The following is a 17,953-nucleotide window of genomic DNA, read 5'->3' on the forward strand; positions in this document are numbered from 1 at the left end:
GGAACTAATTGACCGTAGCGTTTACACTATTCGTTGGAGGACTTACGCCTTATGCTAAGCAAGGACATTGGAATTGATTTGGGAACGGCTAACGTATCTATTCATGTAAAAGGGAGAGGCGTTGTGCTCGATGAGCCGTCTGTCGTCGCGATTGAGAGCGACACGAAGAAGGTGCTTGCCGTTGGTGAGGAAGCTCACCGGATGGTCGGCCGTACGCCAGGAAACATTATTGCAATCCGCCCGTTAAGGGATGGAGTTATTGCTGACTTCGAAATAACGGAAATTATGCTGAAAGCGTTTATTGATCGGGTAGAAGGGCGTAAATGGCTGAGCCGTCCGCGCATCTTGATTTGCGCGCCAACGAATATTACATCCGTTGAGCAGAAGGCGATTCGTGAAGCAGCGGAACGCAGCGGAGCCAAGGAAGTATTTTTGGAAGAGGAAGCTAAAGCTGCCGCTATTGGGGCTGGAATGGACATCTTCCAGCCTAGCGGCAACATGGTTGTAGATATTGGCGGAGGCACGACGGATGTAGCGGTCCTGTCCATGGGCGACGTCGTGACCGCCTCTTCTATTAAAATCGCAGGAGACAAATTCGATGCTGCGATCATGAAGTATATTAAAGATAAGTACAAGCTGCTGATCGGCGAGCGGACAAGCGAGGATATCAAGATCAAAATCGGTAAAGTTTACGAGGACGGACAACGCTCGGAAATGGATATCCGTGGACGCGATATGGTAACGGGCTTGCCGCTGACCATGACGATTCATTCGGAAGAGATTCAAGAAGCGCTTTGGGATTCGGTCATGTCAATCGTGGCTACGGCGAAGTCCGTACTGGAAAAAACGCCGCCTGAGCTGTCGGCAGATATTATTGACAGGGGCGTTATTTTGACCGGTGGCGGTGCATTGCTGAATGGCCTGGATACGCTGCTTGCGGAAGAACTCAAGGTTCCGGTGCTGATTGCGGAAGATCCGATGCATTGCGTCGTTAAAGGTACCGGCATTCTGCTTGATAACTTGGACAAGCTTGGCAAGAAGCCTCGCTTCTAAGAAGTTAGGCAGAAGCAGCGCTTGCATAACCGTTTGCGCGGGTAGGGCGTTTAAAAGGGGACGCGCCGAGGCGTTAAATTGAGTCAAAGGTCGCATAGGAAGCTATAACTGAAGTCATGCCTATAACCGATATATAAATAGTGGCATATACAGCGAGAGGGAACAGCCTTATACGATCTTCGAGGAGGCAATTGCAATGCTTAGAGGGCTTTACACAGCAGCTGCAGGCTTGACGGCCCAGCAGCGCAGACATGATACCGTAACGAATAATATTTCAAATATAAATACACCGGGCTATAAGCAGACGAATGCGGTCACGCGTTCGTTCCCGGATACGCTGCTTTCCATGACAGGGGTACAGGGCGAGTCAAGCAAGTCCATCGGTCGTCTCGGCATGGGGGTATTTGCAGAGGAGAGCTTGTCGCTGCATGTTCAAGGGGACTTGTCCCAGACGGACAAGCCTACTGACTTCGCACTCGTGTCCAACATTGCGGTGGAGGGTGCGGCGTTTGACGAGTCCGGCAAATACGTCGCTGATGACGGTACGGTGACGTTCCAGCCGCAAGCATTCTTTACGCTGCAGGATGCGCAAGGGGATCTTCGCTATACGCGGGGCGGCTCCTTTACGCTGACAGCGGACGGTTTTCTCGTTAACGGAGACGGCGCCAATGTGCTGGGAGCTGATGGGAATCCTATTCAATTCGCAGCAGGCATTGGGCTTGAGCAGCTGTCGCTGACGAAGGATTTGCGTTTTGTTAATACGCAAACCGGTGTGGATAGTGGCGTACAGCCGCTTCTGGTGACGCGAATAAACGAGCCGAACCAACTCGTACGCGCCGGAGACGGCCAGTTCCGTTTTAATGGAGACGCCGCGCAAGCCGTAGCGCTTCAGGAAACGGATCAGGTGGAGGTGCAACAAGGCTATGTGGAGCGTTCCAACGTAGATGCGGCACAATCCTCCGTTGATTTAATGGCGGCGCTTCGCGCTTATGAAGCCAACCAGAAGGTTGTACAATTTTATGATCAAAGTCTGGAGAAGGCTGTAACGGAAGTAGGCCGCGTTTAAGACGAAGTCAGCAACGGAACGTGAAGGAGGCAGACGATGAACGGCTCAATGATTAATGCGGTAGTCTCGATGGGTGGACTCCAGCAGAAGCTTGATATGATCGCTGATAATATCGCCAACGTGAATACAGTAGGCTATAAGCGGAAGGAAGCAACCTTTGAGGATTTGTTGACGAATGTCAGCAAGCAGCCAAATGATTTTAAACAGCCGGGCCGTATGACGCCGCTTGATTTTAACCAAGGCTGGGGCTCCCAGCTGACGATGATTAAGCCGAATCTGGAGCAAGGAACGATCGCAACGACAGGTAAGGACACGGACTTTGCTATTGAAGGAAATGCGTTGTTCGAGGTCATTGTGAACGCTAATGGCGACCGTGCATATACGCGTAACGGTGCGTTTCAGTTGACGGTTAATGCAAACGGTGATAACATTTTGGCAACGGCTGAAGGCTATCCTATTGTTTCGACAATGGTAACCCAGCCAGGAAATGTAGTAGTTGAGCAGCCAGTAACTGTTCCAGATGGCTATAAGCTGGTTATTGGCGCTGATGGCAGTGCGCAAGGTGTTGCTGCTGACGGTACAACCATTAATTTAGGCACAATTAAATTGATGCAAGCAACCCGACCTTCTGCTCTTACTCAGCTGGATGACAATTTGTTTGCCGTAGCTGAAGGGCTGAACGTGGGTGATGTAATCCAAGAGGTTACTCCTGACGCGGATAATGCGATCGCGCTGCGCCAAGGCTCTCTTGAGCAATCCAATGTGGATATGAGCAGCGAGATGACTGAGCTGATTAATGTACAACGTGCTTACCAACTGGTAGCTAGGGCATTAACATCAAGCGATTCGATGATGGGGTTGGCGAACGGCTTGCGCAGATAGATAGGGTGATGGTGGTTATGAGTACGACGAATGAACGAGCTGACTTTGCGGATGACAGGCTGGAAGATGAACAAGCAGAACAGACCCGCAGCAGCTCGCGCAGGAAGGGGCAAGGCTCCGCTCCAGAGAAGAAGAAGCGGCCCCTGGTACTGAGAATCATATTATGGATTTTGCGCCGCAGCATTGTGCCTTGCATCATGGTCATTATGCTGATTGCGGGCCTCTATATCGGTTATACGGTGCTGGGCAAGCAATCGGGAGATGATGTGTTTGAGTGGTCAACTTGGCAGCATGTCTATGATCTTGTATTTTCGGATTCGTAGTTCGCACCGTACGATTGGTTAAAGGCGGTATTCGCAGCTTATTGCGGATGCCGCTTTTTTTGCTTCGTCTGCGGGAGAGGTATAAGCAGATAAAAAAAGAACACCGATCCGTTTGTTTAAAATACAAGCGGAAGGTGTTCTTTTTCATAATAATCATAGGCTTATTTAACAGTTACACGCATCGATACCGTTTTGCCGTCAAAGGTAGCTTTAATGGTAGCGGAACCTTTGCTCAGAGCGATAATTTTGCCATTGGATACAGTAGCTACGCTCGCTTTGTTTGTTACCCAAGCTGCGCTCGTTGTTACGTCTACTGGATTGCCTGTCGTATAATTGGCTTGCAGCTTCAGCGAATAAGAAGCGCCTGGGCTAAGCTTAAGCGATTTATCCGAAAGGGTTAGCGATTTAAGCTTAGGTGAAACCGTAATCGGAATTTCCAGCGTTTTTCCTTGATAAGAGCCAGTCAGCTTGCCGCTGCCTACAGCCAGTGCTTTGACGGTGCTGCCATTAACCGTTGCTAAGGTGCTGGAAGAAACGGTCCAGTTCATTTTGGAGCTCAGAACCACTTTCTTGCCGCTCACATAGTAGCCTGTTACTTTAACCGACTTGCTTTTGCCTGGGTAGAGCTCAAGGCTGGATGGTTCTGCTACCAGCTTCTCGATCTCTTCTTCAACGTAAGCTTTGACGGTAGTTGTTTTATTTAAATAGGTTGCTGTTAATGTCACTTTGGAGGCTTCAAGCCCCTTTACTTTGCCATTAACGACAATTGCATTATCCGATGATGCTTTCCACGTTGCTTTGGAGGAAACATCCTCTTCCGATCCATCTTGATTTACAACCGTAATCGTAGGCAGCGCCAAATCCTTGCCGATTACTACGCTAAGTTCTTTGGTGCTTGGGACGAGCTTCACAGGTGTAAGGTGTACATTGAGCTCAAATGTCGCTTTCAGGCCATTAAGCTCGGCTGTTACGACCGTTTTGCCTACAGCATCTGCTGTCCATTTGCCATCTTTAATAGTAGCAATTTTTTCGTCGGCTACCGTCCATTTCACAATTTTGGAAACGTCAGCTGTATCTCCGCCGAAAGTATTGCCGCTCACTTTAGGCAGCGTCTCGCTTTTTTCCGGGAATGTATCGATAGACTCTTTATCGATTGTCAGCTCGGTGACGCTAGGGAAAACCGTAATGTCAATGCTCCGGCTGATGCCTTTGATAGAAGCTGTAATTTTAGTTGTTCCAACCGCTTTCGGCGTTACAAGTCCATTCGTTACTGTAGCGACCAATAGGTTGGAGGATGTCCATTCCGCTTGCGTAGTAACGTTCTCATCATTGCCGGAAAGCTCCTGAACTTCAGCCGTAATTTGCAAGCCAGGGCTGTTCAGCATCATTTGATATTCTTTGGCTGGCGACAGCTTGATCGATTGGTATGGCGTACGAACGACAACATCAATGGTCGAGCTTACTCCTAAATAAGTTGCGGTAATCTTAGTTTGGCCAGTCGCAACTGGAGTTACAACTCCATCCTCGACGGTTGCAACAGCAGCGCTGCTAGTTGTCCAAGTAGCCTTTGCCGTTACCGTTTCTGTCGAGCCGCTCGTCGTTGTAGCTATTGCTTGAATCGTCTGGTCATCGTCGCCCATATCGATTTCAAGCAGCGTCTTTGGCGACAAAGCCAATGATTTATAAGGGGAAGTGACGACGAGCTTTACAGTGTCGGACTTTCCTTTATATTTGGCTGTAATGGTTGTTGTTCCTACGCCTACCAGCGTGACTGTACCATCATCAACTGTCGCGACGGAAGAGCTGGAGGATGTCCAGGTTGCATTGGTAGTAATGTTTTCATTGGAGGCGCCGCTCTTAATCCCGCTTAGCGTAAATACTTGCTCTGCGCCAAGACTTACATCATAGCTTTCTGCGGCGTTGCTGCCATTTTTCAAAATTTGTACAGAATCATATACGTAATCGGATGTAACTTTAATATTTTGCGTGTATCCGCCGTAAGTAGCGCTAATCGTAGCCGTTCCTTTGCCTACAGCCGTCAGGACGCCCTTGTCCACTTTGACGTAGGAGGTGTTGGACGATTTCCAAGTAGCGGAGGCGCTAACGTCCTTCTTGGTGGAAGAGCTTGAAGTGGCAGCCAGCAAGGAGACGATAACGGCATCGTCATCAATAAATACTTCCAGTGATGATGTGCTGGTATTGTAATCCCAAGAATCATAGCTTAGTTCAATGCCTGTTACTGTTTCGTCTGCAGCACTCGCGATGCTGCTGAATGTGGTAGCGATGAGCATGACAGATAGAACGGCGGCGAGCCATCTCCTGATTTCCCTGAGCGACTTGTTCCCGTTTACACTTAAATTCACTACATCCTATCCCTTCGTCTATAGAATAAAAGAACTCTCTATTCTATATAACGGTTTACATATAGAGGAAATGAATAAAGATGTCGTATTTTGTTTGAAAAAAATCATTTGCCGCCGCAATTGTACCTGCAAGTCCCAAGTTTAGCCATACGAGGGCTATGGCAGTTTTATTTTTGATACGGTAGTTGTATAATGGTTTGGAGCCTTAATGCCGCGCCCGCCAAGGGGTAGAATGCTTGCCATTCTGCACTTGCGTGCCACCAGGGAGTCCATAGGGATTCGCGGTAAAATGAAAGAAGCTTGGCCGCAGACGCTTCGGGTCCGCACAGCCAAGCCCTCTATCTCAACCTTCACAAACTGCAGCTTCATGAAGGATATCTATAGTTTCAGTAAAAATTGCATTTTTTATACCCTCGACAACAAGGAAGGAGCTTAATTCATGCTCGATATTAATCAAATTCAGGAAATTATCCCTCATCGCCCGCCTTTTTTGCTCATTGACCGTATTTTGGAGGTAGAGCCGGGTGTCAGAGCGGTTGGCCTGAAAAATGTAACGATGAACGAACCTTATTTTGTAGGACATTTTCCGGCTTATCCTGTTATGCCTGGCGTGCTTATCGTTGAGGCACTGGCGCAGGTCGGCACTGTAGCGATGCTTATGCTGGAGGCCAACAAAGGCAAATTAGGCTTTTTTGCAGGCATTGATGGCGTTCGGTTCCGCGGTCAGGTGAAGCCTGGCGATACGCTTACGCTGGAAGTCGTCATTACCAGATTGAAAGGCAGCATCGGCAAAGGACAAGCTACTGCAAAAGTGGGAGATCAAGTTGTTGCTGAAGGCGAGCTTATGTTTGCCCTGTCCGATCCGTCTTAAATTTATTAAAATATAAGAATTTATAAGTTTGATCTTTATCAAACGGCTTATATTTCACACGCGAAACGGTAGCTTTGCCGCCATAGGGCGGTGACAGCCGTTTACGCTAGTTTCATTTATATATAAGGGAGAGATCCGTATGAGTCAAAATGAAGTGGCAATGCAGCGTTACAATGCTTGGTTAAATGATCCATTGATTGATGAAGCGACCAAAGAGGAGCTTCGCGGCATCACGGGCGATGAGAAGGAGATTACAGACCGTTTCTATCGCGATCTGGAATTCGGTACAGGCGGACTGCGCGGCGTTATGGGCGCGGGCACGAACCGTCTTAATACGTATACCGTCGGCAAAGCGACGCAAGGGCTGGCGAACTGGCTGCTGGGACAAGCTTCGGGCGATGCGCCTTCAATGGTTATTGCTCACGACTCCCGCAACTATTCACCGGAATTTGCGCTGGATTCAGCGCTTGTGCTGGCGGCAAACGGCGTGAAAACTTATTTGTTCCAATCGCTGCGCGCAACGCCACAGCTGTCGTATGCTGTACGCTCGCTTAAAGCTTCCAGCGGTATTGTGATTACGGCAAGCCATAATCCGCCTGAATATAATGGCTATAAGGCGTATGGGGCTGACGGCTGCCAGCTCATTCCTGAGGATGCGGAGCAGGTTATCGCTTCCATTCAGCAGGTGACGGGTTTTGATCAGGTGAAGCGTCTGAGCCGTGAAGAAGCAGAGGCGCAAGGCCTGCTCGTCTGGCTGGGCGAGGATGCCGATGAATCCTACATTAATACGGTGGTCGCGCAAAGCTTGAATGTGGAGCTTCTTCGCAGCGGTGTTGGCGAGCAGTTCAGCGTTGTATTCACCCCTCTTCATGGAACAGGCAATTTGCCGGTTCGCGAGGTGCTTGCGAAAGTCGGATTTAGCAATGTACATATTGTCGCGGAGCAGGAGCAGCCGGATGGCTACTTTAGCACGGTCAAATCTCCTAACCCGGAAGAACGCGAGGCGTTTACGCTTGCGATCAAGCTGGCGCAGCAGGTCAATGCCGATATTATTATCGGAACAGATCCGGATGCAGACCGGATGGGCGCTGTTGTGAAAAACAATAACGGCGAATATGTCGTGCTGACCGGCAACCAATCGGGCGCCTTGATGGTGAATTATGTGCTCAGCCAGCTCACGGAGCGCGGACAATTGCCGGATAACGGCGTTGTTATCAAAACGATTGTTACGAGCGAGATGGGTGCGGATATTGCCCGCTCTTACGGTGTAGCTGTTGAGAATACGCTCACTGGCTTTAAATATATCGGCGAGAAAATGACAGGCTATGAGAAAACGGGCGAGCGCTCGTTCCTTTTTGGCTATGAAGAAAGCTACGGGTATTTGACTGGAACTTACGCACGGGATAAGGACGCTATTGTAGCGGCTTTGCTGATTTGTGAAGCAGCAGCATATTATAGAAGCTTAGGTAAAACACTATATGATGTATTGCTGGAGCTGTATGAGAAGCATGGCGTTTATTTGGAAGGTTTGGAGTCTCGGACGCTGAAGGGTCTTGACGGCGTACAGAAAATTGCTGGCATTATGGATAGCTGGCGCAATCAGCCGCCCGTTGATATTAATGGCGTGAAGGTAGAGCAAGTGCTCGATTACAAGCTCGGATTGGACGGTCTCCGCCCGGAAAACGTGCTGAAATATATGCTTGCTGATGGCTCATGGTTCTGTCTTCGTCCATCGGGTACCGAGCCGAAGATTAAAGTTTATTTTGCGGTTCGCGGCGAATCGACTGCGCAAGCTGAAGAAGCGCTGAATGCTTTGCGTCAGACGGTTATGGCAAGAGTAGACGGATAAGGAATATTTGGCTTTAACCGTGGGCAACCGCTCGGCAATAGAGCAGTAGGAAGCGGAATGACAAGGATCGATGAACGGAGGATTTTCGTGCTTCAAAACTGGCTGCAATGGAATCGCAGAGCTAAGCAGTGGCTCTGGATCATTACGCTCATTGGCGTGATGGCGGCACTTCCTATTGGTTATAACCGTATGAATACGGAGTCGACGTCTAAGCAAGTGGAATATGTGTTTGATTATCGCGACTTGATCGAAATTGCGGAATATTCGGCAAAGCCGCAGGATTTTATATCGCAGCATCTTATTTTTATGAAAGAATCCGGCATTTCGACCATGGCTGTCTATGAAAGCTCGCTTCGCGAGCTGATGCAGGCAGGCAGATTGACCTACTACAACTCCAAGGAGGCGGCTTTGCTCCAAGGCAAGCTGGAGACGCCAGGTCAAAATTTCACTTATATTTTGTATTCCGGCAGTGCTGAGAAGGAGCAGATTGGACCGATTGTTCGCGCAGCATTTGACCGGGCGGGCATCGTCTATCGGGACTGGTCCTTCGATGGCCGCGATGGCCTTGTGGTAGAGCTGCCGCTGCAAAATTCGCTGCTTCAACCGCTTGGCTTTGATCCGATGTCACTCGAAAGGATCAAAGCAGCAGGCTTCCGTGTTTTGCCTCGTTTGACCGACCGGGTTCTTCCGTATTCACAGGAGGAAGCAGAGGCGACTCTTGCTCAGTTGAAGAATTATGGCGTTACACGGATTTTGTTCGACGGCGATAAAGTAAAAGGCTACACCGACAACGCCGAGGAGAAGAGCTTGCGCGCATTTGCCGAGCTGCTTAACAAATATCAAATCGGTGTAACGACCATCGAGAATTTGAAAAAAGAGCAATCAGGCATGACGACACTCGCCTACCTGACAGACTATAATATTGTACGTCTTTATTCGTTGTCCCCTACGGACGCGATGAGAATGAAGCCGGAAGATATTGCTGACCGCTTCCTGCTTGCAGCAAAGGATCGCAACATTCGGATGTTTTTCCTGAATGGTGCGCCTGCATCGAGCCAGGAGAAATCGGCGGTTATTAATCCGCTGGACAATCTCTACCTGTCCCTTAAAGGGGAGGATGGAAACAAAGGCACGATTCAGCGTTTGGCTGATGCCGGATTTGCTCCGGGTACAGCGGAGCCCTTTGATCGGGAATATCCTTCATGGGTTAAAATGCTGAAAGGAATCGTCGTCATTGGCGCTATCGCCTTGATTGCGCTGTTAATTAATGCTTTTCTGCCAGGTACGCTTATTGCGGTATTCCTGCTCGGTATTGCCGGAAGTGCCGGCTTGTATGTGCTGAGCAGCTCCGTGTTAGAGCAGGCTCTTGCGCTTGGGGCGGGCATTAGTGCGCCAACGCTTGCGCTAATCTGGGTTATGAACCGGATTTATAGCAGGACGGAAGGGAACCAGCGTTTTGTTGGTGGAGCGGATTGGACTTTCCGCAGCAAAGAAAAAGGACAAGGCGTCGTTATTCCGCTGAGCAGCTCTGGTGACGCGGGAAGCAAGTGGGTATTTGAAGGCTTGCCGGCACGCCGCCGTCTGGGACTTGCTATTAGCTGGTTTATTGTAGTAGCGCTTATGTCGCTTATTGCAGTGCCTTATGTGTTCGGTCTGCTGAACAATATAACGTATATGCTTGTGCTTCAACAATTCCGTGGAGTTAGCCTGCTGCATCTCGCGCCGATTGCGCTTGTTGCGATCTACGTTGTGTTTTACACAGGACATGCTCCAATTGCCCGCATTCGCAAAATGCTGTCAACACCGATTAACGTGCTCATGGTTGTCGTTGGTTTAATTGTGGTAGCTGCGGGTATGTATTATTTATCACGTACAGGTAATGAGGGGCAGACGCTGCCATTTGAGCGTCCTTTCCGCGAATGGCTGGAAGGCACGTTTGGCGTCCGTCCGAGAAATAAAGAGTTTTTGCTGGCGCATCCGCTGCTGCTAGTGGGATTGTTCGCCGCGCTGCGTTACCGCGCAGCTTGGCTGTTCGTAATTATTGGCTCCATTGGCCAGCTTTCGATGGTCGACACATTTGCGCACATTCATACGCCGCTGCATATTTCCATCATCCGCGTATTCCTTGGCCTTGGTCTTGGTGCGGCAGTCGGATTTATACTCATCGGAGTGTGGCAGCTGCTGGAAGGAGTCTGGTCTAAATGGTCGCCGGCCCTCAAACGCATATTCGCCGAATAGCGATTTCTGGCTACTACGGCTTTCAGAATAGCGGCGACGAGGCTGTGCTGCGTTCTATTTTGCTGGCGCTTGCCGAGCAGAGCAAGGCGCATGGGCTGGAGCTGCAGCCGGTCGTGCTGTCGGCCGACCCGGCTTGGACGAAGGCGATGTACGGCGTAGAGGCCGTACATCGGATGCGCCCCGCGGACGTGTGGGGCGCGCTGTGCAGCTGCGATGGGCTGATCAGCGGCGGCGGAAGCCTGCTGCAGGATGCCACAGGCACGAAGACGATTCCGTATTATACCGGAATCGTGAAGCTTGCCCAATTGCTGGGCAAGCCGACATTCATTTATTCGCAGGGCATCGGGCCGGTGAACCGCCGGTGGATGGACCCGATGATCCGCCACGTTATGCGGCGGAGCGCTTATGTTTCAGTGCGGGACGATCAATCCGCCGCTTTGCTGGGGCGGATGGGCGTGCCGCATGACCGGATCGAGGTTGTACCCGATCCGGTGATGGGCTTGCCGCTGCCGCTAGGCGCAGCGGCGGCCGGGGCGCCAGGCGGCGAAGCAACCGCGGCGGCCGCGCCTGGCGGTGCGGGGACCGCGCAGGCCGGCAGCGAAGCTATGCCGGTCGTCGGCGTGTCCCTGCGCCGCTGGCGCGAAGACGGCGCGGATCTTGCGCGCGCCGCCGATGCGCTAATCGCGCTGACGCGCCGCCGCCAGGTGCGGCTGCGCTTTCTCCCGTTCCATACCCCGGATGATGTGGAAACATCGAAGCAGGTCATGGAACGGCTGCAAGGGCAGCTCGCCAGCGGAAGCATCGCTGAGCTGGCGTCGCCGGGCGACGACCCGCAGCAAATGCTGCTTGAAGTGAGCCATTGCGATATTTTGTTCGGAATGCGGCTGCATGCGTTAATTTATGCAGCAAACCAGATGGTGCCCATGCTTGGCTTATCCTATGATCCGAAAATCGATCAATTTCTGAAACGGATCCATCTGCAGCCAATTGGCTCAACAGAGCTGCTTGATGCAGAAGCTTTTGCCGATGAGGCGGAGCGGATGCTGGAGAACGGCGATAGCTGGCGCAGATCGCATCAGGATGCTATATCAAAGTTGAAGCAACAAGCGCAGCAGCCTGCTGAGCAAATTATAAAACTGCTGCTCCATCCCATATCGAGGTGATATTCGTTTGTCGAACCATGTTCCAACCGTATCTATTTACGGCATACCCTTCTCTAAAATGACAATGGATGAGACGGTCAGCTACTTAGTGAAAGCAATTGAGGAGAAGCGTCAAACGCATGTCATTACAGCTAATCCGATTATGGTGATGTCTGCTCTGGAGAGTCCTGATTATTACCGGATGATGACGAAGGCAGAGCTTATTGTTCCTGACGGCGCAGGCGTTGTATGGGCCGCCAATTATGTGGGCACGCCTGTAGCCGAGCGAGTTGCCGGCTTTGACCTGATGCACCGTTTAATGCGCGAAGGCGAGCAGCGCAAATGGACGGCTTATCTGCTCGGAACATCCCAGGAGGTTATTGAAGCGGCTGCCGAAAAGCTGCAACTCCAATATCCACAGGTGCGAATTGTTGGATACCGCAACGGATTTTTTGGTCCCGATCAGGATCAGGAAGTTGTGGAGGCAATTCGCCAGGCAGCTCCGCATATTTTGCTCGTTGCCAGGGGAGCCGAAACGCAGGAGCCTTGGATTGCGAAGTATAAGCATCAGCTGGGCGTCCCTTATATTATGGGCATTGGCGGCAGCTTCGATATTATTGCGGGCAAGCTGAAGCGCGCGCCGATAATTTTTCAAAAGCTGCGCTTAGAGTGGTTTTATCGCTTGCTCCAGGAGCCAAAAAGACTGCCAAGAATGCTCGTTTTGCCGAAATTCGTTGTGAAAGTGATGCGCGACAAAGAAAACGTTACAAAACCTGGGCCATTATCGTAAAAACTCGTGAAAACCGTTGAAATTGAATGAAAACGGGATTGGAGTTTCTTTTTCGATCGGAGTATAATTCACTTCGGTAGAAACAAAAGGGGAGCTGCATTACATGCCAGAAGGCTTATTGTATTCGATTGGTTTTATTCTTGCTCTGACGTTAGCGCTTGTCATGACACCGCTTGTAAAGAAATTCGCTTTTTTCGTCGGTGCGATTGATAAGCCGAATCATCGGAAGGTTCATACCCGCATTATGCCACGCATGGGTGGTTTGGCAATTTATGCTGCATTTGTTGCAGGTTTTTTATTGCTTTTCCCGTTCATTCCTGATGGAATGCTGACAGCTGCAAATATGAATATGATTAAAGCGCTGCTTGTAGGCGGCACGATTATTATTTTAATAGGCGCCTTGGATGACCGTTTTGAGCTGTCCGCCAAAGTGAAGCTGCTGGGCCAGCTGGCTGCGGCAAGCGTCGTCGTATTTGGCTTTGGGATTAAGATCGATCTGGTTAACATTCCGTTCGGAGATGCTATGCAGCCGATTGCAGGCTGGATCGCTGTTCCGATTACGATTCTCTGGATTGTTGGCGTGACCAATGCAATTAATTTGATTGATGGCTTGGATGGGCTCGCGGCTGGTGTTTCTGGCATCGCGATCTCTACTATTTTGATCATGGCGATTATTATGGGCAATATCCCCATTATTCTGCTCTGCAGCTTGCTGCTCGGCGGCATCGTCGGATTTTTATTCTTCAACTTTCATCCTGCGAAAATTTTTATGGGCGACTCAGGCTCGCTGTTCCTTGGATTCAGCCTTGCCACATTGTCCATGATTGGCTTTAAGCAGGTTACGATTGTTTCGTTCGTTACACCGTTGCTGATTATTGGCGTTCCGCTTTCGGATACCTTTTTTGCGATCGTCCGCCGCTGGGTGAATAAGCGCCCGATTTTCGCGCCGGATAAAGGGCACTTGCATCATTGCTTGCAGGAGCTTGGCTTTAGCCATCGCCGTACCGTTCTGATTATCTGGGGTGTGGCGGCGATATTCGGAGGGTTTGCGATTTTGCAATCTACTGTCATACAGTCTACCGCAGCGAATTGGGTTACGTTCTCCGTCATTTGTTTGCTGATGTTCAGCCTGCAAATTGGCGCCGAACTTATTGGTATCGTTGACAAGACGCGCCGCCCGGTAATTAACTTCTTTAATCGCGTGCTGCTGCGGACAAAGGTAGATGCGCAATCGCGTTCGAAATAATTTCGGATTCCCGCTATTATTTATTAATAGGATTTTATGACGAAGCTCCACAGCCTTTGCAAAGGCTGTGGAGCTTTTTTTGCGTAACTTTCCCAAATAGACTAAAAATATAGGCCGGAATAACCGATAACAACAGTACGGAACTTTTCTTGGGTCTTTGCGTCTAATTGTAACAATCAATGGCAAACATTCACTCAAGAGGGAGAAGGAGGAAAGTTTATAGAATAGAGAATGATAAGCTCTTTTGTACGATATCAACGTTTGTCTATACAGCAAGATCATAAACCATTTTTATGACGAACAGGTATCGGCTATTGAGATATTTGTTCAAAAGCAATGCATATAAGGAGGAACCAGTGTGATGAGAAAGTGGAAACAAATGTTAAGCTTATTTTTATCAATTGCTTTGATTGTAACGTTGGCTCCGCTCCAACCGGCGAAAGCTGCGTCATTGTATTTCCAGTTCACTGACTTTAGTACAATTGAGTCAAGCCCGACTATTGTAAATACAAACACGGTTAACCTGCGCGGTTCATTTGCGGATGTATCGCCAAACTCCATTACGTTTAAAGTAGAGCGATTGGTGAATGGTTCGGTTGTAGCCTCTTCAAACGGCGCGCTTACCCCATCCATTATCGGCAATACCTTCTTATTCGCAGGGGTACAGCTTTATGATGGACTTAACAAAATTACAGTTATGGGTACGAGCACCGGCACTAGCGGCAGTGTAGTTGAAGGAACAAGCTATGTTACTTATGGCAACGTTCCTGTCATTACTAGCGTTCAGCTTGGCAATGGTACTGCTCTTTTAGAAGGACAGCCTGTTATCGTTACAAATGCTAATACTTCTTTTACTGTAAAAGCTAGTAATGCTACTGATGTATTGATCAATGGTGTTGCCATGTTTAATGGTGGCGCAGGTACATTTGTAATGTCTTCGCTTACCATGCAGGCAGGTTTGAATTATCTTACTATTGTCTCTAAAAATGGTGATAAAAGCTTTACGCTTGAACGCCAGGTTGTTTATTTTCCAGCCAACACAGCTACCCCCTTTAATGTAGTAGCTTCACCGTCTAATACTTTGCTTGATGGCAATCCTGTTATTGCACAAATCTCTGCCAATACAATTAGCGGTAAGATATTGTTCAAAACACCTACAACGACGATTGCTGATCCTACCGTTACGTTAGAGCTTTATAATGAAGCTGGTGTTTTGGAAAATACACTTACCACCACGGTTACAAAAGAATCAACAAGTACTGATTTTACGCAATTTTCTTTCCAGTCTACAGGAACATTTAGTACGGGAACGAATGGAAAGTATACACTTTACGTTAAAAGTACGCCATACAATGGTCTGACGGCGAATTTCCCAATGCCATTTACAGTGCGGAATGCTAGCACACCGTATATTACGGCAATTAAGCAATATTATGAGATCACACCTACTAGCCCGGCAATTGATTCTGCTGTTACTGCTGGGGCCCAAACTAATTTTGTTGATAATAGTTCCGTAAGCCAGCTTCCTTTATGGCTTGCGATTGATGCTGGCCAATTCGATTTAGGTGCTGGGGGTACAGCTACCCTTACAGCAAAGGTGAATGGAGCGGCAGTTAACAGTTCAACATTTGATTACTCGATTTATAGAACAGCGGATTCCAAACAGCGTGTCTTTAAAATCAATGCATTACCTCAAGGTGATATTGAACTGACTTTTAAAGTCAGCAACGCTTTCGGTAATGATACGGTAACCAGAAAGTTTACTTATAATCCGATATCATCGATTCAGGTTACGAACACATTTAATGGTGCCATCTATTATGACGATGCTCCGTTACTGGCTTTGAAGGGTAAACTTTTGAACTTCAAGCTGCCAGCAGATAAGCCTACCCTTACTTATACACTTAATGGTGTTACAACAACGTTTGCAGCTGGGTATGTCACCGATAGCACTGGTGAGTTCGAAATCCCACTCACTGCTAATAGTTTGGTTTATGGAAGCAACGTCATTGAATTGGCAGGGCGTGCAAATGGAGTTTCGGTTGCTACGACGTTCACAATCTATCGTTTTTCGGATAAACGTCCACAAGTAACGAAGATTATCCCGGTACCTTTTACAACTAGTCCTAAAACAAATCCTGCTGGTCAGCGCTATGATTCTGACACAGATAAAAGATTTGTTGCTGGCACAACAGCTAACGCTTATACAACAACCTTGAGACAAGCAGACTTACTATTCAATGTAACGAATCTCGCAAATCTTATTATTAATGTAGACGGACAATTGTATACAACGGCTTCAGTCGATAGCGCGACTGGTGTTATGACAATCGATGATAATAAACTATTTTTTGAACCTACAACAAATATTACAGGACGCTTTTACTCCCTTCGCTTATTTGGAGTAGAACTTCCCGTTACTGGTTCGAAGAGTATTACCGTAATTTCACAGGTTGGTACGGAGAGTGTAAGCCAGACTATTACAATTACACGTGAACTGCCTGCTTATGAGATACTGTCTCCAAAATTGCCTGAGGAAGCTGTTATTAATCAGAACTTCATTAATGTCAGTATCCTTGCAGAAGGCGCTGATCGAGTAGTAATTGGCAAAGTAGATATGAACAAAAGCGCTGTAGATGATATTTTCCGCTATGAGCAAAAGGGTCTCAAAGCGGGTACAAATAAAATTAAATTTACAGTTTATAGAGGCAGTGAGAAGCTTAATGGTGAATTCTCAGTCAATTATGCAGCAGATAACTCCATTGGTGCGCAATACAAAACCGTAATTACAAAAGCAGGTAAAGCTAGTGCGTTTAAAAATGAATTAGTACTGAATTTTCCTAAAAACACATTTTTACGCCCGGCTAATCAGACCCCCGGCAGTGATGTCAAAACAATTGATATGTTTGACTCCCAGCAAATCTTGTTTGGGATCGCAGATCGGACAGATGGTAGAACATTGAAGTTTTACAATCCAGTCGGGAAATATACTAGTTCAACTCCGATAGTCGCTCAAGATGGTACTATATTAGATATACCTACTAATGATAATGCTGTAGCAAGGTTGCGCCCTAATTCTCATTTTGGTTTTGCATCCAATCTGTTTTGGCTTGATGCAGGTTACGTTAGTGGATTTATAAATACAGAATATACGTTTACGCAAGGACAGCATCCTTATTTAGAAGGTCAAGAATTTTATCAAAGAACATTAGATAAATGGTTGGAAACAACTAACTATGGCAGTATTACAATTAAATATGATTCTCAAATAAGGAACACTGTAGCGAATACGTTAAGTATATGGCGCTACTATGATGGTAAATGGACCAATATTGGTGGAAAAGTGAATACAGGAAGCAAGACCATTACAGCTCCAATTAATGGTTTTGGTTATTATGTGGTCATGCAAATGCGTTATAGCTATAGTGATATGATTGGCCATGCGTATGCACGCAACTCACTTGAGCTTATGTTCTCCCGTGGGGTCATGAATCCTAAAAGCAATAACGAATTCGGCGTTTATGATAATATTAGCCGCGGTGAGTTTGCCCAACTTTTGGTGAAAATGTTTCAAATCCCGCTTGACTATAACCCTAATGACATGACCTTTGATGACGTTGTGCCTATACTAGGAATCAGCGAGCTGTGGGACTATCGCTATATTGAAACAGCTGTACGTAAAGGTATTATTAGAGGTAAAGGACCAAGACAATTCCTTCCAAATGAGGCTTTGACGCGTGAGGAAGCAGCTGTAATGATTGCTCGCGCAGCTAACCTAGTCAAGGATGGCAAAGAAGATCAGGTGAAGGATCGTGCAGCTCTCCAAAAGTCATTCACCGATGCAAGCTCGATGGATGGCTATGCATTAAGCTCCATCCTTGCTGTCGTGAAGGCTAAATTCCTGGAAGGCTTGCCAAATACAACTTCAGGAACAGGAAAAGCTACGTATCGTTTTGATCCGAAAGCTAATCTAAACCGTGCGGATGCTTCAATCATTGCAGAACGAGTAATGCGTAAGAACAAACTGCTATAAGACTGATTTAGAAAAGGTTAGGGGGTTGGCCATCGGCTAGCCCTTTCTATATCTTGAAAATGCGTAAGATTATCCATGGAAAATCTTTTGCATCGAC

Annotated in this window: 12 protein-coding genes; 11 read left to right on the plus strand and 1 reads right to left on the minus strand. The window is 48.0% G+C overall.

All coding sequences use genetic code 11. The features are described from left to right. Nucleotides 1-51: 51 nt before the first annotated feature. The 4 genes from ASF12_RS16870 to ASF12_RS33780 all read left to right on the plus strand — a co-directional run bounded on the left by ASF12_RS16870 (nucleotide 52) and on the right by ASF12_RS33780 (nucleotide 3,324). On the plus strand, nucleotides 52-1,053 hold the full coding sequence (locus ASF12_RS16870; protein WP_056036837.1) for a rod shape-determining protein: 1,002 nt from the start codon (nucleotides 52-54) through the stop codon (nucleotides 1,051-1,053). Nucleotides 1,054-1,249: 196 nt separating this feature from the next. Continuing rightward, on the plus strand, nucleotides 1,250-2,119 hold the full coding sequence (locus tag ASF12_RS16875; protein WP_056036841.1) for a flagellar hook-basal body protein: 870 nt from the start codon (nucleotides 1,250-1,252) through the stop codon (nucleotides 2,117-2,119). A 36-nt stretch (nucleotides 2,120-2,155) separates the two neighbouring features. After that, on the plus strand, nucleotides 2,156-3,001 hold the full coding sequence (locus tag ASF12_RS16880) for a flagellar hook-basal body protein (RefSeq protein ID WP_056036844.1): 846 nt from the start codon (nucleotides 2,156-2,158) through the stop codon (nucleotides 2,999-3,001). Nucleotides 3,002-3,018: 17 nt separating this feature from the next. After that, a complete protein-coding gene (locus ASF12_RS33780; RefSeq protein ID WP_056036847.1) occupies nucleotides 3,019-3,324 on the plus strand; it encodes a DNA-directed RNA polymerase subunit beta in 306 nt (101 codons plus the stop codon). 161 nt (nucleotides 3,325-3,485) lie between these two features. On the opposite strand, the gene ASF12_RS16890 is transcribed toward ASF12_RS33780, so the two are convergent. Continuing rightward, the gene (locus ASF12_RS16890; RefSeq protein WP_155973211.1) at nucleotides 3,486-5,687 is read right to left on the minus strand and encodes an Ig-like domain-containing protein; all 2,202 of its coding nucleotides are present in this window, start codon (nucleotides 5,685-5,687) and stop codon (nucleotides 3,486-3,488) included. A 439-nt stretch (nucleotides 5,688-6,126) separates the two neighbouring features. Here ASF12_RS16890 and fabZ point away from each other — a divergent pair, with 439 nt between their 5' ends. The 7 genes from fabZ (at nucleotide 6,127) to ASF12_RS16930 (ending at nucleotide 17,856) form a co-directional block, all read left to right on the plus strand. Further along, nucleotides 6,127-6,558 carry a 3-hydroxyacyl-ACP dehydratase FabZ gene (fabZ, locus tag ASF12_RS16900; RefSeq protein ID WP_056036855.1) on the plus strand — a complete coding sequence of 144 codons (432 nt, stop codon included), beginning with the start codon at nucleotides 6,127-6,129 and terminating at the stop codon, nucleotides 6,556-6,558. 139 nt (nucleotides 6,559-6,697) lie between these two features. Beyond that, the gene (locus ASF12_RS16905) at nucleotides 6,698-8,407 is read left to right on the plus strand and encodes a phospho-sugar mutase (protein ID WP_056036858.1); all 1,710 of its coding nucleotides are present in this window, start codon (nucleotides 6,698-6,700) and stop codon (nucleotides 8,405-8,407) included. A gap of 87 nt (nucleotides 8,408-8,494) precedes the next feature. Next, complete coding sequence (locus tag ASF12_RS16910) at nucleotides 8,495-10,645, plus strand: DUF5693 family protein (protein WP_056036861.1); 2,151 nt, start codon at nucleotides 8,495-8,497, stop codon at nucleotides 10,643-10,645. Beyond that, the gene (gene csaB / locus ASF12_RS16915) at nucleotides 10,609-11,808 is read left to right on the plus strand and encodes a polysaccharide pyruvyl transferase CsaB (RefSeq protein ID WP_056036864.1); all 1,200 of its coding nucleotides are present in this window, start codon (nucleotides 10,609-10,611) and stop codon (nucleotides 11,806-11,808) included. Before ASF12_RS16910 ends, csaB begins: the two co-directional genes overlap by 37 nt. A gap of 58 nt (nucleotides 11,809-11,866) precedes the next feature. Continuing rightward, complete coding sequence (locus tag ASF12_RS16920; protein WP_081418876.1) at nucleotides 11,867-12,577, plus strand: WecB/TagA/CpsF family glycosyltransferase; 711 nt, start codon at nucleotides 11,867-11,869, stop codon at nucleotides 12,575-12,577. Between the two features lie 103 nt (nucleotides 12,578-12,680). Continuing rightward, entirely contained in the window at nucleotides 12,681-13,823 is a 1,143-nt protein-coding gene (locus ASF12_RS16925; RefSeq protein WP_056036868.1) for a glycosyltransferase family 4 protein, read from the plus strand. Nucleotides 13,824-14,184: 361 nt separating this feature from the next. Continuing rightward, entirely contained in the window at nucleotides 14,185-17,856 is a 3,672-nt protein-coding gene (locus tag ASF12_RS16930) for an S-layer homology domain-containing protein (protein ID WP_056036871.1), read from the plus strand. The last annotated feature ends 97 nt before the right edge of the window (nucleotides 17,857-17,953 follow it).

It is taken from the genome of Paenibacillus sp. Leaf72, assembly GCF_001422685.1.
Lineage (GTDB): Bacteria > Bacillota > Bacilli > Paenibacillales > Paenibacillaceae > Pristimantibacillus.

Excerpts from the sequence above, each read along its gene's own strand:
- ASF12_RS16870 (WP_056036837.1), top strand. The coding sequence starts at position 52 with ATGCTAAGCAAGGACATTGGAATTGATTTGGGAACGGCTAACGTATCT.
- ASF12_RS16875 (WP_056036841.1), top strand. The coding sequence starts at position 1,250 with ATGCTTAGAGGGCTTTACACAGCAGCTGCAGGCTTGACGGCCCAGCAG.
- ASF12_RS16880 (WP_056036844.1), top strand. The coding sequence starts at position 2,156 with ATGAACGGCTCAATGATTAATGCGGTAGTCTCGATGGGTGGACTCCAG.
- ASF12_RS33780 (WP_056036847.1), top strand. The coding sequence starts at position 3,019 with ATGAGTACGACGAATGAACGAGCTGACTTTGCGGATGACAGGCTGGAA.
- fabZ (WP_056036855.1), top strand. The coding sequence starts at position 6,127 with ATGCTCGATATTAATCAAATTCAGGAAATTATCCCTCATCGCCCGCCT.
- ASF12_RS16905 (WP_056036858.1), top strand. The coding sequence starts at position 6,698 with ATGAGTCAAAATGAAGTGGCAATGCAGCGTTACAATGCTTGGTTAAAT.
- csaB (WP_056036864.1), top strand. The coding sequence starts at position 10,609 with ATGGTCGCCGGCCCTCAAACGCATATTCGCCGAATAGCGATTTCTGGC.
- ASF12_RS16920 (WP_081418876.1), top strand. The coding sequence starts at position 11,867 with ATGACAATGGATGAGACGGTCAGCTACTTAGTGAAAGCAATTGAGGAG.
- ASF12_RS16925 (WP_056036868.1), top strand. The coding sequence starts at position 12,681 with ATGCCAGAAGGCTTATTGTATTCGATTGGTTTTATTCTTGCTCTGACG.
- ASF12_RS16930 (WP_056036871.1), top strand. The coding sequence starts at position 14,185 with ATGAGAAAGTGGAAACAAATGTTAAGCTTATTTTTATCAATTGCTTTG.